Source organism: Pseudomonas sp. 9.2(2024), from assembly GCF_039695385.1.
Lineage (GTDB): Bacteria > Pseudomonadota > Gammaproteobacteria > Pseudomonadales > Pseudomonadaceae > Aquipseudomonas > Aquipseudomonas paraglycinae.
In genome coordinates this window covers 1,234,505-1,257,442 of record NZ_CP155585.1, presented here as the reverse complement: position 1 = coordinate 1,257,442, position 22,938 = coordinate 1,234,505, and the positions used below count along the sequence as shown (strand labels likewise).

At 61.5% G+C, this 22,938-nt stretch carries 22 protein-coding genes; 8 read left to right on the top strand and 14 right to left on the bottom strand.

All coding sequences use genetic code 11. The features are described from left to right. Positions 1–10: 10 nt before the first annotated feature. The gene (locus ABFB52_RS05500) at positions 11–286 is read left to right on the top strand and encodes an HPr family phosphocarrier protein (RefSeq protein ID WP_085711786.1); all 276 of its coding nucleotides are present in this window, start codon (positions 11–13) and stop codon (positions 284–286) included. Between the two features lie 37 nt (positions 287–323). Here the strand turns inward: ABFB52_RS05500 and ABFB52_RS05495 are convergent, their stop codons facing one another. The 6 genes from ABFB52_RS05495 to pmbA all read right to left on the bottom strand — a co-directional run bounded on the left by ABFB52_RS05495 (position 324) and on the right by pmbA (position 5,608). Beyond that, positions 324–1,217 (bottom strand): ZIP family metal transporter, encoded by an 894-nt coding sequence (locus ABFB52_RS05495; protein WP_129972341.1) that lies wholly within the window; start codon positions 1,215–1,217, stop codon positions 324–326. A gap of 30 nt (positions 1,218–1,247) precedes the next feature. Continuing rightward, positions 1,248–1,859, bottom strand: a complete 612-nt coding sequence (locus ABFB52_RS05490) for a superoxide dismutase (RefSeq protein WP_129972342.1) — start codon at positions 1,857–1,859, stop codon at positions 1,248–1,250. 1 nt (position 1,860) lies between these two features. Then, positions 1,861–2,301 carry a hypothetical protein gene (locus ABFB52_RS05485; RefSeq protein WP_085711789.1) on the bottom strand — a complete coding sequence of 147 codons (441 nt, stop codon included), beginning with the start codon at positions 2,299–2,301 and terminating at the stop codon, positions 1,861–1,863. A 27-nt stretch (positions 2,302–2,328) separates the two neighbouring features. Beyond that, on the bottom strand, positions 2,329–3,705 hold the full coding sequence (locus ABFB52_RS05480; protein ID WP_085746924.1) for a class II fumarate hydratase: 1,377 nt from the start codon (positions 3,703–3,705) through the stop codon (positions 2,329–2,331). Next, positions 3,686–4,093, bottom strand: coding sequence for a FagA protein (locus ABFB52_RS05475; RefSeq protein WP_129972343.1), 408 nt, complete (start codon positions 4,091–4,093; stop codon positions 3,686–3,688). Before ABFB52_RS05475 ends, ABFB52_RS05480 begins: the two co-directional genes overlap by 20 nt. Positions 4,094–4,255: 162 nt before the next feature. After that, positions 4,256–5,608, bottom strand: coding sequence for a metalloprotease PmbA (gene pmbA, locus ABFB52_RS05470; RefSeq protein WP_170844891.1), 1,353 nt, complete (start codon positions 5,606–5,608; stop codon positions 4,256–4,258). A gap of 102 nt (positions 5,609–5,710) precedes the next feature. On the opposite strand from pmbA, the gene yjgA reads away from it, so the two are divergent. Then, positions 5,711–6,235 carry a ribosome biogenesis factor YjgA gene (yjgA, locus tag ABFB52_RS05465; protein WP_007953598.1) on the top strand — a complete coding sequence of 175 codons (525 nt, stop codon included), beginning with the start codon at positions 5,711–5,713 and terminating at the stop codon, positions 6,233–6,235. 51 nt (positions 6,236–6,286) lie between these two features. Here yjgA and tldD read toward each other — a convergent pair whose 3' ends face one another. The 8 genes from tldD to mreB form a co-directional block, all read right to left on the bottom strand. Continuing rightward, positions 6,287–7,729: a metalloprotease TldD gene (gene tldD, locus ABFB52_RS05460; RefSeq protein WP_085711794.1), complete on the bottom strand. Its 1,443-nt coding sequence runs from the start codon at positions 7,727–7,729 to the stop codon at positions 6,287–6,289. 5 nt (positions 7,730–7,734) lie between these two features. Further along, positions 7,735–8,595 (bottom strand): carbon-nitrogen hydrolase family protein, encoded by an 861-nt coding sequence (locus tag ABFB52_RS05455; RefSeq protein ID WP_085746921.1) that lies wholly within the window; start codon positions 8,593–8,595, stop codon positions 7,735–7,737. Between the two features lie 58 nt (positions 8,596–8,653). Continuing rightward, on the bottom strand, positions 8,654–12,457 hold the full coding sequence (locus tag ABFB52_RS05450; protein ID WP_129972344.1) for a YhdP family protein: 3,804 nt from the start codon (positions 12,455–12,457) through the stop codon (positions 8,654–8,656). 75 nt (positions 12,458–12,532) lie between these two features. Further along, a complete protein-coding gene (rng, locus tag ABFB52_RS05445) occupies positions 12,533–13,990 on the bottom strand; it encodes a ribonuclease G (RefSeq protein ID WP_007953605.1) in 1,458 nt (485 codons plus the stop codon). Positions 13,991–14,047: 57 nt separating this feature from the next. After that, positions 14,048–14,644 (bottom strand): nucleoside triphosphate pyrophosphatase, encoded by a 597-nt coding sequence (locus tag ABFB52_RS05440; RefSeq protein WP_129972345.1) that lies wholly within the window; start codon positions 14,642–14,644, stop codon positions 14,048–14,050. Positions 14,645–14,707: 63 nt separating this feature from the next. Continuing rightward, complete coding sequence (gene mreD / locus ABFB52_RS05435) at positions 14,708–15,199, bottom strand: rod shape-determining protein MreD (RefSeq protein WP_064593386.1); 492 nt, start codon at positions 15,197–15,199, stop codon at positions 14,708–14,710. Continuing rightward, a complete protein-coding gene (gene mreC / locus ABFB52_RS05430; RefSeq protein WP_129972346.1) occupies positions 15,199–16,323 on the bottom strand; it encodes a rod shape-determining protein MreC in 1,125 nt (374 codons plus the stop codon). Before mreC ends, mreD begins: the two co-directional genes overlap by 1 nt. A gap of 140 nt (positions 16,324–16,463) precedes the next feature. Beyond that, complete coding sequence (gene mreB / locus ABFB52_RS05425) at positions 16,464–17,501, bottom strand: rod shape-determining protein MreB (protein WP_002555108.1); 1,038 nt, start codon at positions 17,499–17,501, stop codon at positions 16,464–16,466. A 211-nt stretch (positions 17,502–17,712) separates the two neighbouring features. Between mreB and gatC the strand changes: the two genes are divergently transcribed. From gatC to ABFB52_RS05395, 6 genes are all read left to right on the top strand, one after another. After that, a complete protein-coding gene (gene gatC / locus ABFB52_RS05420) occupies positions 17,713–18,000 on the top strand; it encodes an Asp-tRNA(Asn)/Glu-tRNA(Gln) amidotransferase subunit GatC (RefSeq protein WP_085698446.1) in 288 nt (95 codons plus the stop codon). Between the two features lie 16 nt (positions 18,001–18,016). Further along, positions 18,017–19,468, top strand: coding sequence for an Asp-tRNA(Asn)/Glu-tRNA(Gln) amidotransferase subunit GatA (gatA, locus tag ABFB52_RS05415; protein ID WP_129972347.1), 1,452 nt, complete (start codon positions 18,017–18,019; stop codon positions 19,466–19,468). A 10-nt stretch (positions 19,469–19,478) separates the two neighbouring features. Beyond that, positions 19,479–20,924, top strand: coding sequence for an Asp-tRNA(Asn)/Glu-tRNA(Gln) amidotransferase subunit GatB (gene gatB / locus ABFB52_RS05410; protein WP_102686864.1), 1,446 nt, complete (start codon positions 19,479–19,481; stop codon positions 20,922–20,924). Positions 20,925–21,070: 146 nt separating this feature from the next. Next, the gene (locus tag ABFB52_RS05405; protein WP_129972348.1) at positions 21,071–21,445 is read left to right on the top strand and encodes a septal ring lytic transglycosylase RlpA family protein; all 375 of its coding nucleotides are present in this window, start codon (positions 21,071–21,073) and stop codon (positions 21,443–21,445) included. A gap of 46 nt (positions 21,446–21,491) precedes the next feature. Further along, entirely contained in the window at positions 21,492–22,553 is a 1,062-nt protein-coding gene (locus ABFB52_RS05400) for a calcium/sodium antiporter (RefSeq protein ID WP_129972349.1), read from the top strand. Beyond that, positions 22,550–22,930 (top strand): carboxymuconolactone decarboxylase family protein, encoded by a 381-nt coding sequence (locus ABFB52_RS05395; RefSeq protein WP_011332452.1) that lies wholly within the window; start codon positions 22,550–22,552, stop codon positions 22,928–22,930. Before ABFB52_RS05400 ends, ABFB52_RS05395 begins: the two co-directional genes overlap by 4 nt. Positions 22,931–22,938: the final 8 nt, after the last annotated feature.

The following is a 22,938-nucleotide window of genomic DNA, read 5'->3' as shown; positions in this document are numbered from 1 at the left end:
TCACACCGCGATGCCTGCTCTGGAAATCGAAATCATCAACAAGCTGGGCCTGCATGCCCGGGCGTCGGCAAAGTTCGTTGGCGTGGCGGGTCAATATCCCGACTGCACGATCAGAGTGGGTCGCACCCCGGAAACCACGGTTGATGGCAAAAGCATCATGGCGATGATGATGCTCGCCGCCGGCAAGGGCACCAAAATCCACCTGAGTACTGAGGGTCATCAGGAACAGGAAGCCATGGATGCGCTGGTCGCGCTGATCAACAACTACTTCGACGAAGGCGGTTGAAAGCCTTTAGTGTCGAGGGAGGGAGCAAGCCTCCCTCTCATCCCAACGCCGTATCCATCACCATCATCAGGCAGAACCCGATCAACAATCCCAGGCTCGCCAGCTTGTCGTGACCATTGCGCCGCGACTCCGGGATCACTTCGTGAGTCACCACCAACAGCATTGCCCCGGCCGCCAGCGCCAGTCCCAGGGGTAATAACAGTTCCGCCAGGCTGACCAGCCACGCACACAGCAGTGCAAACACCGGCTCGACCAGGCCCGATGCCGCCCCGATCAGAAACGCCTTGACCCGCGACATCCCGGCTCCGGCCAACACCAGCGCAATGACCAGTCCTTCCGGCACATCCTGCAAGGCGATGCCCATCGCCAGGCTGTCAGCGTCCGGCATGCCGCCGCCAGCGGAAACACCGACGGCCATGCCTTCCGGGATGTTATGGGCAATGATGGCAAACACGAACAACCAGATACGTGGCGGAATCACCGGATGCTCGACAGTGCCGATGAGCATTTCCGGCGAAGCCCCGGACACCTTGCGATCCACCAGATACAGGCCGAACGCCCCGAGCATGATGCCGAAACAGATCAAACCACTGGCGCCCCACGGGCCAAGCCCCAGACTTTCGGCGGCAGCGATTCCCGGCACGATCAGCGAAAACGCGGTTGCCGCCAGCATCACACCGGCGCCAAAACCCAGCAGCGTATCGCCCAGGACCTGGGGCATGTTGCGGATCACCAGCACCGGAACCGCGCCGAGTGCAGTGCCGAGAGCGCAGATCGCGCCGCCCTGCAATGCCCGCGACAATCTCGGCTCCAGATTCAGCCATTCCAGCCCATGCGCCACCAGCAAGGTCATGCCCGCCAATAGCAGCAGCGATCCAATTGCGTAACGAAACATACGCCCACTTCCGATCGCCAGTGTTTCAGTGCCCATAGTCACCCTTGGATTGTTTTTATAGGAGACTTAAACCAGCGCGGCCTGATAGCGCACAGCAACTTCCGGCCAGTTGATCACGTTGTAGAAAGCGCTGATGTATTCCGGCCGACGGTTCTGATAACGCAGATAGTAGGCGTGCTCCCACACGTCGAGGCCGAGTATCGGCGTGTTGCCGTTCATCAGCGGGCTGTCCTGGTTACCGCTGCTTTCCACCACCAGTTTCTTTTCCGGGGTGACGCTGAGCCAGGCCCAACCACTGCCGAAGCGGGTCAGTGCGGCTTTGGTGAAGGCCTCTTTGAAGCTGTCGAGGCCACCCAGTTGCTCATCGATCGCCTTGGCCAGCGCACCGTCAGGTTTGCCACCGCCGTTGGGCACCATCACTTCCCAGAACAGCGAATGGTTGGCATGACCGCCGCCCTGGTTGATCACCGCCGCACGAAGCTTTTCCGGCAGTTGCTGGACGCTGGCGACCAGCTTCTCCACCGGCCAGTCCGCGAATTCGGTGCCCTCGACCGCAGCGTTCAGATTGTTGATATAAGTCTGATGATGCTTGGTGTAGTGGATCTCCATGGTTTGCGCATCGATGTGCGGCTCCAGTGCGTCGTAGGCGTAAGGCAAGGCTGGCAGGGTAAAAGCCATTTCAGTGGACTCCATGGTGATGTTGGGCAGGCACGCGGCGCGCATTGCCGGTATCCGGGTGCAGCAAGCGTTGGGTGCGCGGGTATTCGCCGTGTTCGCTGATGAAATTGAGCAGCTCGACGTAGGTCTTGCTGCTCTGGCGAAGGGCCGCTTCACGCAGCGCCGGGCGCAGGCGCTCGTCCTGCATGGTCTGCAACAGTCGTTGATGGATCGCGCACAGGTACTCGGCGCTCTCCTCCGGCTGGTTCAGGCGCAGATGCAGGTCGGCCAGGTTGTGATGAGAAATGACGCAGGCCGCCACCGCTTCGTCGGCATCGGCCCAGCGCTCGAACAACACCTGTGCCAAAGCCAGGGCTTGCAGGTAAGCCTCGCGGGCATCGATCAGCTCGCCCAGCATGAAGCAGCGATTGGCCCGTTCGATCGTGCGTTTCCAGTGCTCCATGGTGAACCTCCAAAGCGGTTGCGGTGCTTACACGCCGCCGGCGGTGAGTTTCTCGGGATTGAGCAACTCTTCCAGCTGGCTGCGCGACAGGTCGGTGTGCTCCAGCGCGACATCAATCACCGGACGACCTTGTTTGTAGGCCTGCTTGGCGATCTCGGCAGCCTTCTGGTAACCGATGATCGGGTTGAGTGCGGTCACCAGAATCGGGTTGCGCGACAGCGCTTCCTTGAGGCGCGACTCATTGACCTTGAAGCTGGCAATCGCCTTGTCACCCAGCAGACGGCTGGAGTTGGCCAGCAACTCGATGCTGCTCAGCAGGTTCTGGGCGATGATCGGCAGCATCACGTTCAATTCGAAATTGCCCGACTGACCGGCGATGGTGATCACCGAATCGTTGCCGATCACTTGCGCGGCCACCATGGCGGTGGCCTCCGGAATCACCGGATTGACCTTGCCCGGCATGATCGAGGAACCCGGCTGCAGCCCTTCCAGTTCGATTTCACCGAGACCGGCGAGCGGGCCGGAGTTCATCCAGCGCAGGTCGTTGGCGATTTTCATCAGCGACACGGCGGTGGCCTTGAGCTGGCCCGACACGGCCACGGCAGTGTCTTGCGAGCCGATCAGAGCGAACAGATCCTTGCCCGGCGTGAACTGGACGTTGGTCAACTGGCTCAATTGGCGGCTGAAACGCGCAGCAAATTCCGGATGCGCGTTGATCCCGGTACCGACCGCCGTGCCGCCCTGGGCCAGGGATTGCAGGCTTGGCAGCAAATCCTGCAGGTGACCGATATTGGCCTTGAGTTGCTGCGCCCAACCGTTGAGCACCTGACTCATGCGCACCGGCATGGCGTCCATCAAGTGGGTGCGGCCGGTCTTGACGTGGTGATGCACCTGCTCGGCCTTGCGCTCGATCACTTGCACCAGATGCAACAGCGCCGGCAGCAGTTGTTCGTGCAAAGCCAGCGCGGCGCTGACGTGGATGGTGGTTGGAATGATGTCGTTGCTGCTCTGCCCGCAGTTAACGTGATCGTTGGCGTTCACCGGCTCTTCGAGCAGGCGGCTGGCCAGGGTGGCGATCACTTCGTTGGCGTTCATGTTGGAACTGGTGCCGGAGCCGGTCTGGAAGATATCCACCGGGAAATGCTGCATGAAGTCGCCTTCCAGCAGACCTTGGGCGGCATCGCTGATGGCTTTGCCTTGCGCGGCGCTGAGCTGGTTAAGTTCGACGTTGGCGCGTGCGGCAGCCGCTTTCGCCAGAATCAGGGCGCGGATGAACTGGGTCGGCATCGGCTTGCCGCTGATCGGGAAGTTATCCACTGCGCGCTGGGTCTGCGCGCCGTAGAGAGCGTCCACCGGCACCTGCAGTTCGCCCATGCTGTCGCGCTCAATACGTGTCTTGGTCATCTGAAAATCCTTGCACCAGTTCAATAAGAGGAATCGAGGGTTGCAACTCGCAGGTGGCGAGCTGCCAGGTGTAGCTTTGCCAGCGTTTGAGCCGGCATTTGCACAGTGACAGGCGCTCCATTTCACGCAGCGGGCGCCAGGCTTGATCGAGGCAGAGGCTGCGCCAGTGCCACGGCAACGCGATGTCGGTGGCCGTGTCGAGCAGCAGACGAAAAGAGGTTTCGGCGACCGTCCAGGGCGAGGTCGCCGTGCAGCAGGCCAGATACCGGCCTTCGGCCAGGTAGAGTTCGATCAGGCGCGGTTCGTCGGGATCCATCGCGCAACGGATCTGGCGACTCATCCAGCGCCAGCTTTCGAGGTACGGCTGCTCGTGCAAGGCAGAACTCATGATTCTGGGCTCATCCGATAATGAGATTTATTATTAGATGATAATGAGAACCAAAACAAGAGTGGCTTTTTTGCTGCCCTGATCAACCCGAAAAGTTTGCGGAAACAAAAAAGGCGCGCCACCCAATCGGATGACACGCCTTTTTTTGTACCTGCCTAGGGCTTAGCTGCCCGCGACAGTCATCTTCTCGATCAACACCGAACCAGTGCGAATGTTGCTGCGCAGTTCCAGATCGTTACCCACCGCGACGATCTGCTTGAACATGTCACGCATGTTGCCGGCGATGGTCACTTCCTGCACCGCGAACTGGATTTCACCGTTCTCGACCCAGAAACCCGCCGCACCGCGCGAGTAATCACCAGTCACCATGTTCAGGCCATGGCCCATCAGTTCGGTGACCAGCAGTCCACGCCCCATGCGCCGCAGCAAGGCAGCCTGGTCTTCATCGCCATGGGTGACGAACAGGTTGTGCACGCCGCCCGCGTTGGCGGTGCTCGGCATGCCCAGTTTGCGACCGGAATAGGTGCCAAGGATGTACGAGACCAACTCGCCTTTCTCGACGAACGGTTTGGCATAGGTCGCCAGGCCGTCACCATCGTAGGAAGCACTGCCCATGGCGCGCATCAGGTGCGGACGCTCGTCGATGGTCAACCATTCCGGGAACAGCTTCTGCCCCAGGGTGCCTTCGAGGAAAGACGATTTGCGGTACAGACTGCCGCCGGAAATCGCCGACAGGAAGCTGCCGAACAACCCACCCGCCAGTTCCGCCGAAAACAAAACCGGCACTTCGCAGGTCGGCACCGGACGCGCACCCAGACGGCTCGCTGCGCGCTGTGCCGCGCGCTGGCCAATGCTCACCGGATCCGCCAGCAAGCTGCCCTGACGGTTCACGTCATACCAGTAATCGCGCTGCATCTGGCCATCGGCTTCTGCAATCATCACGCAGCTCAGGCTGTGTCGGGTCGACGCATAACCGCCGATAAAACCGTGGCTGTTGCCGTACACGCGGCAGCCCTGATGAGTACTCAACGTGGTGCCATCGGCATTCTTGATGCGTGCATCGGCGTCGAACGCGGCAGCTTCACAGAGCAACGCCTTTTCGATGGCCTGCTCCGGGGTGATGTCCCATTGGTGGAACAGGTCGAAATCCTGAATATCCCGGGCCATCAGCGCGGCATCGGCCAACCCCGAGGCTTCGTCTTCGGAGGTGTGCTTGGCAATCGCCAGCGCCGCAGCGACGGTTTCGCGAATCGCATCCGGCCCGGTGGCGGACGTACTGGCCGAACCCTTGCGCTGGCCGACGTACAGCGTGATGCCAAAACCTTGATCGCGGTTGAACTCGACCGTTTCGACTTCACGTTGACGCACCGACGTCGACAGGCCCTGCTCCAGCGACACCGCTACTTCGCAGGCACTGGCACCCTGACGCTTGGCTTCGGCGATGATCTGCTCGACCTGTTCCTGCAGTGCCGGCAATGCCTGTGGGCCGACGCTTTCAACTGCACTCATGCTCATCTCCACTCAAATTCTGCTTTCGGCTGGGGCCTTCGAGCGACCGGGCCGGACAAGCGGCCCCCGACTGGTTATCATGGCGGCGTTTCTTTGCGGACTGCCACCATGGTTGATTCTTACGACGACTCCCTCGATACGGGAGAAAAAAGCAAATCCCAGGTCAAACGCGAGCTACATGCTCTGGTTGACCTTGGCGAGCGCCTTACAACGCTCAAGCCCGACTTGCAGGCAAAACTGCCATTGACCGACGCTTTGCGCCGGGCCCTGGCCGATGCGCCCAAGCACACCGCGAACATCGCGCGTAAACGGCATTTGCAGTTCATCGGCAAACTGATGCGCGATCAGGACACTGACGCGATTCTCACCTTGCTCGATCAACTCGATGCCTCTACCCGTCAGTACAACGAGCGTTTCCACAACCTCGAACGCTGGCGTGACCGCCTGATCGCCGGTGACGATGCCGTGCTGGAGAAATTCGTCGTCGATTACCCGGACGCCGACCGCCAGCAACTGCGTTCCCTGATCCGTCAGGCCCAGCACGAGGTTGCGCAAAACAAACCTCCTGCCTCGAGCCGCAAGATCTTCAAGTACATCCGTGAGCTGGACGAGACTCAACGCGGCCTGCGTTGATATTCGCCACCGGGTGGCCGCACCGCGCGCCACCCGAAGCTCCATCCCCTCTTATGCGCCCGTGCCACCCACGGTGATCGCATCGATTTTCAGGGTCGGCTGGCCCACACCCACCGGCACCGACTGCCCGTCCTTGCCGCAAGTCCCCACACCGCTGTCCAGCGCCAGATCATTACCGACCATCGACACCCGGCTCATCGCTTCCGGGCCGTTGCCGATCAACGTTGCGCCTTTGACTGGCGCGGTAATCTTGCCGTCTTCGATCAGGTAAGCCTCGCTGGTGGAGAACACGAACTTGCCGCTGGTGATGTCGACCTGACCGCCGCCGAGGTTGGCGCAGTAGATGCCCTTCTTCACCGAAGCGATGATTTCCGCCGGATCGCTCTGGCCGCCAAGCATGTAGGTGTTGGTCATCCGTGGCATCGGCAGGTGCGCATAGGATTCACGGCGACCGTTGCCGGTGCGGGCCACGCCCATCAGCCGCGCATTGAGCTTGTCCTGCATATAACCCTTGAGTACGCCGTTTTCGATCAGCGTGGTGCACTCGGTCGGCGTGCCTTCGTCGTCGACGCTCAGGGAACCGCGGCGACCGGCCAACGTGCCGTCATCGACGATGGTGCAAAGTTTTGATGCAACCATCTCGCCCATGCGCCCGCTGTAAGCCGAACTGCCCTTGCGGTTGAAATCGCCCTCCAGACCGTGACCGACCGCTTCGTGCAGCAGCACGCCGGACCAGCCCGAACCCAGAACCACCGGCAAGGTGCCGGCCGGTGCCGGAATCGCTTCCAGATTCACCAACGCCTGACGCAACGCTTCACGGGCATAACCCATGGCGCGGTCTTCGGCGAGGAAATAACGGTAGTCGGTACGCCCGCCGCCGCCATGACCGCCACGCTCGCGACGGCCGTTCTGCTCGACGATCACGCTGACGTTGAAGCGCACCAGCGGACGCACATCGGCAGCCAGGCCGCCGTCGGTCGAGGCCACCAGAATGCGCTCCCAGACTCCGGCCATGCTTACGCTGACCTGCTGGATACGCGGATCGAGGGCGCGGGTCGCTACGTCGATGCGCTTGAGCAATTCGACTTTTTCAGCGCGGCTCAGGACTTCCAGAGGGTTATCCGGCGCATACAACTGGGCGACGTCCTGGGTGCTGAACGCCTGCACCGTGCCGTTCTGCCCGGCGCGGGAAATCGAACGGGCCGCACGGGCCGCTGCGCCGAGAGCTTCGAGGGTGATCGCATTGCTGTAGGCGAAACCGGTTTTCTCACCCGACTGCGCCCGCACGCCAACACCCTGGTCGAGGTTGAAACTGCCTTCCTTGACGATGCCGTCTTCCAGCGACCAGGACTCGGATATCTGCCCCTGGAAATACAGGTCGGCCGCATCGATGCCTGGACCCGCCAGATCACCGAGCACGCCTTGCAGGCTCTCGATCGTCACGCCGCCGGGCGCCAACAGGTGATCACTGACTGAGGACAACAACTCGCTCATAGGTTTTACGCCTTAAATTCGTGTTCTGAAGCAGGTCGCTGTGCGCCCTGCGAAAAAAACCGCCGATGACCGGTCACCGGCATTCGCGCCCGGATGGACGCTTGTTCATTGCTGTCGCGTTCGGCCAGCAACACGGCTTCGCCTTGCTCTTGCTGTGCCAGCACGCGGCCCCACGGATCGACAATCGCCCCGTGGCCAAAGGTTTCCCGCGGCCCCGGATGCGTCCCGCCCTGGGCTGCCGCCAGCACGTAACACTGGGTTTCAATGGCTCGCGCGCGGATCAGTACATCCCAGTGGGCCGCCCCCGTCACCGCGGTGAAGGCCGACGGTGCGGTAATCAGTTCGGCCCCGGCTGCGCGCAATTCGCTGTACAGCTCCGGGAAGCGCAGGTCGTAGCACACCGTCAGGCCGATTCGGCCGACCGGCGTGTCCGCAACCACCACGCCACTGCCATAAGCATAGTCATCGGATTCGCGGTAACGGCCGCGATTGTCCGCCACATCGACATCAAACAGATGCAACTTGTCATAGCGAGCAACGATTTCGCCCTGATCGTTCACCAGCAACGAGCAGGCACGGGACTTCGCCTCGGGCTGTCCCACAGGCGGCAACGGCAACGTGCCGGCCACAATCCATAACCTGAGGTCGCGGGCGGTCTGTTTCAACCACGGCAGGATCGGGCCTTCGCCGAGCGCTTCGGCGCGGCCGATGTCGGCGATGTCGCGACGGCCCATGGCGGCGAAGTTTTCCGGCAGCACGGCCAGCTTCGCACCGGCGTTGGCCGCCTGTTCGAGCAAACGTCGGGCATCGCGCAGATTGGCCAGCACATCGCTCTGGCTGACCATTTGAATCACCGCTAAAGACATGGCGCACTCCGCAAGAGGTATGCGGCCATGCTACTCCATCGGTTCAGGGGCTGGCTGTTCAAAAAGGCTTGTCGAAGGTGATTTTCGGCTCTTTCCATGGGCCTTTGACGGTGTATTTGACGCTGGCGAACCGCGCCACGCGATCGCCGATCAGCTTGTCGATCAGAAACAATGCGCCGCCGACCGCCGGCGCGCCGACAATCAGCGCGGCAATCGGCAGGTTGTTGGTCACCGGCAAAGTCACCAGCAATTTGGCATCCACCTTGTCGCCCACCAGATCCAGCGTGCCGTCCAGTTCCAGGTTGCTCGAAGGACCGGTCAACTTGATCGGTTCTTTCGTCACATAAACGCCGTTGGTCGCCTCCAGCAATCCCTTGACCCGGTCATAGCTGAGGCCCTTGCCGAAGAGGTCGGAGAAGTCGAGGCGCAAACGCCGGCCAATCGAGTTGAAGTTGAGCAGACCGAACACGCGCAATGCCTGTGCGCCGCCCTCCACTTCAACAAACTGGCCTTTGTTCAGCGACGCATCGAGAGTGCCGGAGAAGCGCTTGGTCGCCAGCCACGCCGGCGAGCCCGGCCAGCGGCCGTCGACATCCATGTGGAACTCTTCGCTGGTCACGCTCGGCGCAAAACCCCAGCCCTTGAGCACATCGGCGAGGTTCTTGCCGCCGATCCGCCCCTTGTACCAACTACTCGTGGCACCGGGCGTTCCTTCCCAGCCACCACTGCCCTGCAAAAGAATGCCCTTGAGGCCCAGATCGAGGTTGTTCAGGGCGATGCCCTTGGCGGTCGGCCGAACCTTGAGCGACCAGCCGCCGACCAGATCCTGGCCCTGGAACAATTGATTGATGGTGATATCCAGCGCCGGAATCTTGCTCGGATCGACCGAGGCCAGCGGGTCCGGCGCATTCTCGTCGGCCTGCACCGTAGGGTCCGGTGCCGGCAACCGCACGTATTGCAGGTTCACCGCAATCGGCGCGCCCTTGGCGTCGGGAATGCCGGCCGTGCCTTTGGCCTGCTGACTGTCGAGGGCCAAAGCCCAGGCGCCGGGCTTGCGATTAACCTGCACTGCCGCCTGATCCAGCGTGGTGCCGAAAGCCGTAAGCTTGCCGATCTTGAAGTCCGCGCTGCTGAGCAACTGCTTGGCGTTGCCGCCTGGATCCTGGCCGGCGTACTTGTCCAGCAGATCCTGCCAGGGTTTGACATCCAGCTCGGACAACACGCCGCGTATCCGCAAGCCTTTGTTACCCGGCAACACCGCTTCGCCGGCGCCAAGGAACAACTCGCCACGGCCATCGGCGAAATTGCCTGGTGGCGCGGCGAAGGTGAGGTTGGCCAGTTGATCGTAGTTGACCCAGTAACGCCGCTCCTGCCCCTGTAACGTCATGCGGAACACAGTGTCACGCCCGACATCGGCCGCCATGCCGAACGGCGCCGGCAGATCCACTGCCACGCCCTTCAGGCTTGAACTGACCATCAACTGGCTGTCGGCACCGTCCAGATTCAATTGCAGTTGATAAGGGACAGTCCCGGACACCGGCAACGGTTGAGTCACGCCCAGCCAGTCGGTGAGTTTCTTGACCTCGACCTGCCCCGACGCCGCCACCCGGGTCTTGAGTTTGCCGGGGCCGCCGTCGGCGAAGATCTGCGCAGTGACCGGTTTGTCGAAGGCCCGGGCACTGATGTTCTGCCCGCTCAGGCCCTTGGCGCTGTCGAAGCGGAAATCACCCTTGAGCTGGCTCAGTTCGAGCTTCGGCTCCGCCAGGTTCAATCGCGCATTGACGGTTTTGAAGTCGACGAGGATTTTTGGCTGATCGCCCTTGGCCAACGGCACATCGAGTTTGAGCTTGCCCTGCAGATCACCCGCGCCTTCCCAGCCGGCGAAGGTATCGGCGGTGCCGATCGGTGCTTCCTGAAGAATCTTCAGGCCATCGCCCAACCCACCCGCGAAGGTGCCGTCGAGGAACATATGGCTGTGCTCGCCGCTCGGCACATGGGGAATATTGACGAAGACATCGCTGACCTGGGTGTCGAGCAATTGGCCCTTGCTGGCGAGAATCCGCACACCGCTGTCTTCGATGAACACGTCACCGCTAACCTTGCTCACGTGCGGCCAGCCCGGCTGGAACGCCAGCTCGGCGTCGTGCACCTTGAAGAACAGGCTGATGCTGCGATCCGCTTCCCCGGCGTTCTTGTTCAGCGAACCCTGATACTGGAAGAAGCCCTGATCCACCGCGCCCTTGAGAATCGCCGTGCGCAGCCACTCGTCGAGGGCCGGGCTCAGGACTTCCGGCAGGTACTTGGCGGTGTAGCGACCGTCGCCATCCACCAGGCCGACCCGCAGGTCCATGTAGTCTTCCTGGCTGTGATCGAAATGCAGGCGGATCAGGAAGTCGCCGGCAATCTTGCCTTCCTCGCCGAGCACCTTCAGGTACGGTGCGATCAGAGTGAAACCTTCTTTATCGAGCTTCCAGGTCAACCGGGCGTTGGCCTGAATGTATTGCCATGGCTTGGCGAAGATCGGATCAAGGTGCAGGACGAAGTCCTTGCTGTCCATGCGCAGCTCGCCGCCGCCGAGATTGCCGGTAAGGCTGCCGCTGACATTCCGTGCCGCGGGCGCGCCGTGGTAGGCGTCGAAGCCGACTTGATCAAGGTTGGCGGCAAAGCCGAATTTGCTGTCGTCGGTGGCGTTCGGCCGGAAATCCAGCAGCACGTTACGCAGCCCGCCGGTGACTTTCAGGCGCTCGACCACGGTGGCGAAGCCTTGGGGCAACGGGCCGAGGGCATTGAGCAAAGGAGTGATCGGGGTCAGGTCGAGCCGGTCGGCCTGCAGATGCCAGAGCTCTTCGTTCTTGTCGGTGGCGGCAGTCTGTTTGATCTGCACATGCGATTCCCAACGGGTTTCGCCGAAATTCATCGCCAGCGAATCAAACGTGACAGTGGCCCCCTCGGGACCGCGCTGGAAATAGCCGTTGAGCGCCAGATTGTTGATCTGGATCGGCTTGCGTTCGGCGTAGGCACCGGTCAGTTGCGGCGCATTGAGGCGGATCGCAGCACTCTGCAACGCCCCCTCGCGCCAGTTGACCCACAGCTCGCCGCCGGCCTTGATCTCGGAGAAATTCCATTGCTGGGTCAGGCGCTCGGGCAGCCATTTCGACCAGTCACTCTGCGGCAGGCTGACATAACCTTCCACTTCGCTGCTCTGCCACTGACTCGGACGAATCCGCGTGCGCAGGCTAAGCGCCACGGGCTGGCCGTCAGGCAAGGTCAATCGTGCATCGAGGCGCTGGCGGCTGGTGCCGGTCTTGAGATTGAGGCCGACATACGTGAAGGTCAGCGGTGCCTGCTCCCGCGGCTGCAAGGTCACCTGGCTGTCGAGCACCGACAGTTGCTGAATCATTTGCATGCGGTTGAACAGTTGCTCGGGATCCATGGGCTGATCCTGCTGCACCGGCAAGCCTTCCAGCGCCCACTTTCCGTCCTCGCCTTCCTTGAGGCTGATCTTCAAACCGCTGAGTTCAAGATGGGCGATGCGCACTTCGCGGGCCATCAGGCTGGCCCACAGATCAGGCACTGCACGCACCCGATCCAGGCGCAGGGCATTGGCGCCGCTGCCGACCATCACATCGTGGGCCAGCAGGATCGGTGCAAATCCGCTCCAGTTGCCTTCCAGCTCGCCGATCTGCAGCGGCAGACCCAGGGCGGCGCTGGCCTTGTCTTCGATATCGGTGCGGTATTCGGCCACCAGTGGCGTGAGTTCCCGGCCAAGACTGACGTACAACGCCATCAATACCAGAACCAACGCGCACAGGCCCAGACCCCAGCGGGTCAGTGCGGCCAAAATGCGTGTCAGACGTTCCATGTCAGTTGGCTCCCATGGCAAAAATACTGCAAAAAGCTGAGGCCAGCCGTTTCAGGAAAAGGGTGATGCAGGGGTTCAGAGCAGCACCACGTCATATTGTTCCTGGGAATACATGGTTTCTACCTGGAAACGTATGGTGCGCCCGATGAAACCTTCAAGTTCGGCCACGTTACCGGACTCTTCATCGAGCAGGCGATCCACGACTTTCTGGTTCGCCAGCACCCGATAACCCTCGGCCTGATAGGCCCGGGCTTCACGCAGGATCTCGCGGAAAATCTCGTAGCAAATGGTTTCCGGGGTCTTCAGCTTGCCCCGGCCCTGACAGCTGCTGCACGGTTCGCACAGCACTTGCTCGAGGCTTTCGCGGGTACGCTTGCGCGTCATCTGCACCAGGCCCAACTCGGTAATGCCGATGATGTTGGTCTTGGCGTGATCGCGCTCCAGTTGTTTCTCCAGGGTGCGCAGCACCTGACGCTGGTGCTCTTCGTCTTCCATGTCGATGAAGTCGATGATGATGATCCCGCCCAGGTTGCGCAGGCGCATCTGCCGGGCAATCGCGGTCGCGGCTTCGAGGTTTGTCTTGAAGATGGTTTCTTCAAGGTTGCGATGACCGACGAACGCCCCGGTGTTCACATCGATGGTGGTCATGGCTTCCGCCGGATCGATCACCAGGTAGCCGCCAGACTTCAGCGGAACCTTGCGTTCCAGGGCTTTCTGGATTTCGTCTTCGACGCCATACAGATCGAAAATCGGTCGTTCACCTGGGTAGTGTTCCAGACGATCGGCGATTTCCGGCATCAGTTCGGCGACGAACTGCGTGGTTTTCTGGAAGGTTTCCCGGGAGTCGATGCGGATCTTCTCGATCTTCGGGCTGACCAGATCGCGCAGGGTGCGCAGCGCCAGGCCTAAGTCCTCGTAAATCACGCTCGGTGCGCCGATGGTCTTGATCTGTTCGTTGATCTGATCCCACAGGCGGCGCAGGTAGCGGATGTCCATGAGGATCTCATCGGCCCCGGCACCTTCGGCGGCGGTACGCAAAATGAAGCCGCCGGCCTCCTTGATGCCTTCTTTGGCCACGCAATCGCTGACCACCTGCTTGAGGCGTTCGCGCTCGGCTTCGTCTTCGATCTTCAGAGAAATGCCGACGTGGGCGGTGCGCGGCATGTACACCAGATAGCGCGACGGGATCGACAGTTGCGTGGTCAGGCGCGCACCTTTGGAACCGATCGGATCCTTGGTGACCTGCACCACCAGGCTCTGGCCTTCGTGCACCAGAGCGCTGATGCTTTCTACCGCCGGGCCTTCGCGCAGGGAAATTTCCGAAGCATGAATGAAGGCTGCACGATCCAGACCGATGTCGACGAATGCCGCCTGCATGCCCGGCAGGACCCGCACCACCTTGCCTTTATAGATATTGCCGACGATCCCGCGTTTTTGCGTACGCTCGACGTGCACTTCTTGCAGCACACCGTTTTCGACCACCGCCACGCGCGATTCCATCGGCGTGATGTTGATCAGAATCTCTTCACTCATGGCAGGGTCTCGTTCAGGCATGTTCACGATAAAGGCCGCATCTTGTCCGTTCGACGCTCATTGCGCGTTCAGGGTTTGCCAACAGGGTATGCCGAAATGGCCGAGCAGTTCTGCGCTTTCGCACACCGGCAAGCCGACGACCGCCGAGTAACTGCCATTGAGGCCGGCGACGAACACCGCGCCGAGCCCCTGAATGCCGTAGCCACCCGCCTTGTCCCGGGGTTCGCCGCTGGCCCAGTAGGCGGCAGCTTCTTCGCGGCTGATCGACCGGAACCGCACCAGACTGCGCACCACCCGCGACTCGCAGCGCTCGCCGTCGAGCACGGCAATCGCCGTCAGCACTTCATGCTCCTTGCCGGACAACATCATCAGCATGGCGCATGCGTCGGCTTCGTCCACCGGTTTGCCAAGAATTTTGCCGTCCAGCACCACGGCGGTGTCGGCACCCAGTACGCAAAATGCTACGTCGGAAGCGACGGTGCGCCGCCCGGCCTCGGCCTTGCCGCGCGCCAGGCGCTCGACGTAGGCCGATGGGGATTCATTGGCGAGAGGGGTTTCATCGATATCCGCGCTGATGGCGGTAAACGGGATGCCGATCTGCGTGAGCAACTCACGCCGACGCGGCGATCCTGAGGCGAGGTAAAGCGGCTTCATCCAAACATCTCCCTGTTGAGTGCCCTGCCTCATGGCACCGGTGGGGGCCCATGCCTGACCGAATCAGTTGATTTTGTAGCGCCGGCGCAATCCACGCAAAGCGAAGCTGACCCAAGGCCAGAGCAAGGCACTGACCAGTGCCGGCAGGACCAGCGCGAGGGTCGGCTGACGGTTGCCGGTCAAGGCACTGAGCCAGAGTTGTACGAGCTGGGCGAGGCCGAAGATCACCAGGATCACCAGGCTCTGCTGCCACATCGGGAACATTCGCAGGCGCTGCTGCAATGACAGCACCAGGAACGTGATCAAAGTCAGGATCAAGGCATTCTGACCGAGCAGATCGCCCTGCAGCACGTCTTCGGCCAATCCCAGGCAGAAAGCTGTGACCATGCCGACGGTGTGCGGCAAATACAAAGCCCAGAAAGTCAGGAGCAAGGCCAGCCAAAGCGGGCGCAGGATTTCCATGAAAATGGGCAGTGGCGATACGCTGAGCAGAATGCCGACAATAAATGTCAGCCAGACAATCCAGCCGTTACGCGATGCGGTAGCCCCGACCATTATTCTTGCCTCCCGGTGGTCGCCGGCGCAGTGACAGGCGGTTTGGCCGCTGGTCGAGCCGCCGGCTGATTCGCCGGTGGTTTGCTGGCCGCTGGTGTGGCTGCAGGCGGTTTGCTTGCAGCGGGTTTGGCCGGTGTAGTGCTGGCAGCAGGCGCAGCCGGCGACGTCGCCGTGGCAGGAGTCGCAGCTGCGGCAGGCGGGGTGACGATCTTCGGCACCGTAGACGGAATCACCGGACCGCCACCGAAGGCATCAAGGTTTTCCTGAGCCTGCGCAGCATCGTTGGCACGCTCTTCCGCGGTGCGGTTGTCACTGAACACCAGCAACAGGTAACGGCTGCGGTTCAGTGCGGCGGTCGGCACGGCGCGAACAATGGCGAATGGCTGGCCGGAATCGTGAATCACTTCCTTGACCGTCGCCACCGGATAACCGGCCGGGAAACGCTGACCCAGGCCGGAGCTGACCAGCAGATCGCCTTCCTTGACGTCAGCAGTGTCCGCCACGTGGCGCAGTTCCAGACGCTCGGGGTTACCGGTGCCGCTGGCAATCGCCCGCAGACCGTTACGGTTTACCTGCACAGGAATGCTGTGGGTCGAGTCGGTCAGCAGCAGCACACGGGAGGTGTACGGCATCAGTTCGACCACCTGCCCCATCAGACCGCGAGCATCGAGCACCGGCTGACCGAGCACCACGCCATCACGCTCACCTTTGTTGATGATGATGCGATGGGTGAAAGGGTTGGGATCCATGCCGATCAGCTCGGCCACTTCGACCTTCTCGTTGACCAGCGCGGAGGAATTGAGCAACTCGCGCAGACGGACGTTCTGCTCGGTAAGGGCGGCAAGCTTCTGCATGCGACCCTGCAACAGCAGGTTTTCCGACTTGAGTTTTTCATTTTCGGCGACGAGCTCGGTGCGACTGCCGAACTGGCTGGCGATACCTTCCCACAACCGTCCGGGCAGGTCGGTAATCCAGTAGGCGTCCATCAGCACCAGCGAGGCCTGGCTGCGTACGGGTTTAAGAAGGCTGAAGCGCGCGTCAACGACCATCAGCGCGACCGACATTACGGCCAGCACCAACAAGCGCACGCCCAGTGAGGGGCCCTTGGCGAAAAGCGGTTTAATAAGCCGCTCCTCCCAGGCAAATGTTCTGTTTATTCATACGGCATCAAACCGGCCTGGATGAAGACTGACAGAAGATAAACGCCAACAGGCAGCACTGCAAAGTGCTGCCTGTGCGCTCACCCACGTATTGCGTCCGGCGATTATTCGCTGGAGAGCAGGTCCATGGTGTGCTTGTCCATCATTTCCAATGCACGGCCACCGCCGCGAGCGACGCAGGTCAGCGGATCTTCGGCAACGATCACCGGCAGACCGGTTTCCTGGGCCAGCAGCTTGTCGAGGTCACGCAGCAGCGCGCCACCACCGGTCAGTACCAGGCCACGCTCGGCGATGTCGGAAGCCAGTTCCGGCGGCGATTGCTCCAGAGCACTTTTCACGGCCTGAACGATGGTAGCCAGCGACTCTTGCAGAGCTTCCAGCACTTCGTTGGAGTTCAGGGTGAATGCGCGTGGAACGCCTTCGGCCAGGTTGCGACCGCGAACGTCGACTTCGCGAACTTCGCCGCCCGGGTAGGCCGTACCGATTTCCTGCTTGATGCGCTCGGCGGTGGATTCACCGATCAGGCTGCCATAGTTGCGGCGCACGTAGGTGATGATCGCTTCGTCGAAGCGGTCGCCGCCAACGCGTACGGATTCGGCATAGACCACACCGTTCAGGGAGATCAGCGCGATTTCGGTAGTACCACCACCGATATCCACGACCATCGAACCGCGTGCTTCTTCAACCGGCAGACCGGCACCGATCGCAGCGGCCATCGGCTCTTCGATCAGGAACACTTCACGGGCACCGGCGCCAAGGGCCGATTCACGGATGGCACGACGCTCAACCTGGGTGGATTTGCATGGAACGCAGATCAGCACACGAGGGCTGGGCTGCAGAAAGCTGTTTTCGTGAACCTTGTTAATAAAGTATTGCAGCATCTTTTCGCAGACGCTGAAGTCGGCGATCACGCCGTCCTTCATCGGACGAATGGCAGCAATGTTGCCCGGCGTACGGCCGAGCATGCGCTTGGCCTCGGTGCCGACAGCGACGACACTTTTCTGGTTACCGTGTGTCCGAATGGCCACAACCGATGGCTCATTCAGGACGATACCGCGCTCGCGCACGTAAATAAGGGTGTTGGCAGTGCCCAGGTCAATGGAAAGATCGCTGGAAAACATGCCACGCAGTTTCTTGAACATGGGAAAGGGACCCTAGGCAACGCGTGGGTAAAAAAGTGCGGCAAACTCTAACAACGACAGGGATTTTGGGCAAGGCGCCAATATGTTAAATTGGCCGCTTTTCTGTGCACCAAGCCCCACAATCGCGGCCTTATGACCGTAGAAGTGCGGTAGTGTTCCGACAATCTAACACACGGACGCCGTCCGTCCTGTTTTCCACTGGAGAAACCCGATGGCGCTAGAACGCTCCGACGTGGAAAAAATCGCTCATCTGGCCAGCCTTGGCCTTAATGACGCCGATCTTCCACACATCACTTCGGCCCTCAACAGCATTCTCGGGCTGGTCGACGAAATGCAGGCGGTCGATACCGACGGTATCGAGCCGCTGGCCCACCCGCTGGAAGCCAGTCAGCGCCTGCGCGCCGACGTCGTGACCGAAAGCAATAACCGCGAGGCTTATCAGTCCATCGCACCAGCGGTCGAAAACGGCCTGTACCTGGTTCCGAAAGTCATCGACTAAAGGGAAAGAGCCTGCAATGCATCAATTGACTCTGGCCGAGATCGCCCGCGGTCTCGCCGATAAAAAGTTTTCTTCCGAAGAGCTGACCAAAGTCCTGCTGGCGCGCATTACCCAGCTCGATCCGCAGCTCAACAGTTTCATCAGCCTCACCGAAGAGCTGGCCCTCGAGCAGGCGAAAGCCGCCGACGCGCGCCGGGCCAATGGTGAGAGTGGCGCCCTGCTGGGTGCGCCGATCGCCCATAAAGACCTGTTCTGCACCCAGGGCATTCGCACCAGCTGCGGCTCGAAGATGCTCGACAACTTCAAGGCTCCATACGACGCCACCGTGGTGTCGAAGCTGGCCGCCGCCGGCACCGTGACCCTGGGCAAGACCAACATGGACGAATTCGCCATGGGTTCGGCCAACGAGTCGAGCTGGTACGGCGCGGTGAAAAACCCGTGGAACCTGGAACACGTACCGGGCGGTTCGTCCGGTGGTTCGGCGGCGGCGGTTGCCGCTCGTCTGTTGCCTGCTGCGACGGCCACCGACACCGGCGGTTCGATCCGTCAGCCAGCTGCATTCACCAACCTCACCGGCCTGAAACCGACCTACGGTCGCGTGTCGCGCTGGGGCATGATCGCTTACGCCTCCAGCCTCGATCAGGGCGGCCCATTGGCTCGCACTGCCGAAGACTGCGCGATTTTGTTGCAAGGTATGGCCGGCTTCGATCCGAACGACTCCACCAGCATCGATGAGCCAGTGCCAGACTACGCCGCTGGTCTTAACGGTTCGCTGCAAGGCCTGCGCATCGGCGTGCCAAAGGAATACTTCGGCGCCGGTCTCGACCCGCGCATCGCCGACCTGATCCAGAACAGCATCAAAGAGCTGCAGAAGCTCGGTGCCGTGATCAAGGAAATCAGCCTGCCGAACATGCAGCACGCGATTCCTGCGTACTACGTGATCGCCCCGGCAGAAGCCTCCTCCAACCTGTCGCGTTTCGACGGCGTGCGCTTCGGCCACCGCTGCGAAGATCCGAAGAACCTGGAAGACCTGTACAAGCGCTCCCGTGGCGAAGGCTTTGGTGCCGAAGTGCAGCGCCGGATCATGGTCGGTGCCTACGCACTGTCCGCCGGTTACTACGACGCCTACTACCTGAAAGCGCAGAAGATCCGTCGCCTGGTGAAGAACGACTTCATGGCTGCCTTTAATGAAGTCGACATCATCCTCGGCCCGACCACGCCAAACCCGGCCTGGAAACTCGGCGCCAAGAACAGCGACCCGGTCGCTGCCTACCTGGAAGACGTCTACACCATCACCGCCAACCTCGCGGGCCTGCCGGGCCTGTCGATGCCGGCCGGTTTTGTCGATGGTCTGCCGGTTGGCGTGCAACTGCTCGCTCCGTATTTCCAGGAAGGCCGTTTGCTCAACGTTGCGCACCAGTATCAGTTGAACACTGACTGGCACACCCGCACCCCAACCGGCTTCTGAGGAGACATACATGCAATGGGAAGTCGTGATCGGGCTGGAGATTCACACCCAGCTCACCACCCGGTCGAAAATCTTTTCCGGTAGTTCCACCACGTTCGGCTCCGAGCCGAACACCCAGGCCAGCCTGATCGACCTGGGCATGCCCGGCGTGCTGCCGGTGCTCAACCAGGAAGCAGTGCGCATGGCGGTGATGTTCGGTCTGGCGATTGACGCCGAGATCGGTCAGCACAACGTGTTCGCCCGTAAAAACTACTTCTACCCGGATCTGCCGAAGGGCTACCAGATCAGCCAGATGGAATTGCCGATCGTCGGCAAGGGTCACCTGGACATCGCGCTGGAAGACGGCACGGTCAAACGCGTCGGCATCACCCGCGCGCACCTGGAAGAAGACGCCGGCAAGAGCCTGCACGAAGAATTCAGCGGTGCCACCGGCATCGACCTGAACCGTGCCGGCACACCGCTGCTGGAAATCGTTTCCGAGCCGGACATGCGCAGCGCCAAGGAAGCCGTGGCCTACGTCAAGGCGATCCACGCGCTGGTACGTTACCTGGGCATCTGCGACGGCAACATGGCCGAAGGCTCGCTGCGTTGCGACTGCAACGTGTCGATCCGTCCGAAAGGCCAGGTTGAATTCGGCACCCGCTGCGAGATCAAGAACGTCAACTCGTTCCGCTTCATCGAGAAGGCGATCAACTCCGAGATCCAGCGTCAGATCGACCTGATCGAAGACGGCGGCAAAGTGATCCAGCAGACCCGTCTGTACGATCCGAACAAGGACGAAACCCGTCCGATGCGCAGCAAAGAGGAAGCCAACGACTACCGTTACTTCCCCGACCCGGACCTGCTGCCGGTGGTCATCGAGGACTCGTTCCTCAACGACGTGCGCGCCACCCTGCCGGAGCTGCCACCGCAGAAACGCGAGCGCTTCCAGAGTGCTTTCGGTCTGTCGGCCTACGACGCCAACGTGCTGGCCACCAGCCGTGAGCAGGCGGACTACTTCGAGAAAGTCGCAGCCATCGGCGGCGACGCCAAACTGGCGGCGAACTGGGTGATGGTCGAGTTGGGCAGCCTGCTCAACAAGCAGAACCTGGACATCGAGGATTCGCCGGTTTCGGCCGAGCAACTGGGCGGCATGCTGCAGCGCATCAAGGACAACACCATCTCCGGCAAGATTGCCAAGGTGGTGTTCGAAGCGATGGCCAACGGCGAAGGCAGCGCAGACGAGATCATCGAAAAACGCGGCCTGAAGCAAGTCACCGACACCGGCGCAATCTCGGCGGTGCTGGACGAAATGCTTGCGGCCAACGCCGAGCAGGTCGAGCAATACCGAGCGGCAGACGAAGCCAAGCGCGGCAAGATGTTCGGCTTCTTCGTCGGTCAGGCCATGAAAGCCTCCAAAGGCAAAGCCAACCCGCAGCAAGTGAACGAACTGCTGAAAAGCAAGCTCGAAGGCTGACGATGGTCCCGCGCCCGAGGATCGTTCCCACGCTCTGCGTGGGAATGCCGCCTCGGACGCTCCGCGTCCATTGCGGTGTGACGCAGAGCGTCACGGGGGTGCATTCCCACGCCGGAGCGTGGGAACGATCACTTGGGAGCTTTTGAATGAAACGTCTGCTCGGCGCCTGCGCCCTGCTCTTTTTGCTGGCCGGCTGCGCCAGCACCGATGTCATCGACCCGCACGGTTACGACCAGACCGGCGTCGCCTCCTATTACGGAGCCAAGCACCACGGTAAACGCACCGCCAGCGGCGAAGCGTTCAACCAGAATTCCCTGACCGCCGCCCACCGCCAGTTGCCCTTCGGCACGCGGGTGAAGGTCACCAACCTGAAAAACGATGAATCCGTCGTGGTCCGCATCAACGACCGCGGCCCGCACACCCGTGGCCGTCTGATCGATGTTTCACGTGCGGCGGCCGAACAGCTCGGTATGCTGCGCAGTGGAACCGCCCGGGTTCGGGTGCAGGCCCTCGACGACTGATGGAGCGTCCACCATTTTCGGACTGACCGACTTACCCCTGATCAGCGTGATCGAATTGCTCAGCGGGCTGTTCCTGCTGATCGCCGGCGCCGAGCTGATGGTGTGCGCCGCCGTGCGCCTGGCCGCGCGCCTGCATGTACGACCGCTGATCATCGGCCTGACGATCGTTGCCCTCGGCAGCAGCGCCCCGCAAATGGCCGTCAGCCTGCAAGCCGTGCAGGCGCACACGCCGGACATCGCCGTCAGCAGCGTGATCGGCAGCAGCATTTTCAACATTCTTGTCACCCTCGGCCTGTCGGCGCTGATCATTCCGCTGCGGGTATCGCGGCAACTGGTGCGCCTCGACATCCCGTTGATGATCGGCGCCAGCCTGCTGGTGTTCGTGCTGGCGTGGAATGAAGAACTCGGGCGCTTCGACGGCATTCTGTTGCTCGGCGCCCTCGCCCTGTATCTCGGATTACTGCTGCGCCAGTCGCGGCACTCTACCCGCCCGCATTCCGATCAACCGCACGATCCGCAAGCGCCGTGGTTCACCAGCCTGCTGATGATTGTCGGCGGTCTGGGCATGCTGGTGTTCGCCGGACACCTATTGCTGGGTGCGGCTGTGGTCGTCGCCACCGACCTGGGGTTCTCCGAGCGAGTGATCGGTCTGACCGTGGTCGCGGTCGGCACCTCGCTGCCGGAGCTCGCCACCTCGCTGATCGCCGCGCTGCGCGGTCAGCGTGACATCGCAGTGGGCAACGTGATCGGCGCCAACCTGTTCAACCTGCTTGGGGTGCTGGGCCTCACCGCGCTGATCGCGCCGACGCCGCTGTCGGTGTCACCCAACGCACTGGATTTCGACCTGCCGGTGATGCTCGGCGTCGCCGCGCTGTGCCTGCCGGTGTTCTATTCCGGTTATCGCGTGACACGGGCCGAAGGTTTGCTGCTGTTGGGTTTGTATCTGGCGTACGGGCTGCACGTGGTGTCGTTCACCACCGGCATGCCACTGGCCGGCAAGCTTGAACGATTGATGCTGTTTTATGTGCTGCCGACGCTGCTGACGTTTCTGTTTTTTACGTCCGTGCGCGCCTGGCGCCGCCAACACCACAAGAGGGATGTGCCATGACCGAATCGAAGAAATCCGGGGTTGAAGTCCGCCGCCAGGTAATGGGTGACGCGTTTGTCGACCGCGCGCTGGGCAACGCCACCGAGTTCACCCAACCGTTGCAGGATTTCGTCAACGAACACGCCTGGGGCGGCGTGTGGAATCGCGAAGGTTTGCCGCTGAAAACCCGCAGCCTGATCACCCTCGCCGCGCTGACCGCGTTGAAGTGCCCGCAGGAATTGAAGGGCCACGTGCGCGGTGCGTTGAACAATGGCTGCACGGTCGATGAGATCCGCGAAGCGCTGCTGCATTGCGCGGTGTACGCCGGCGTGCCGGCGGCGATCGATGCGTTCCGCGCGGCGCAGGAAGTAATCGACAGTTACCAGAAGCCTGAGTAACCGCCAGC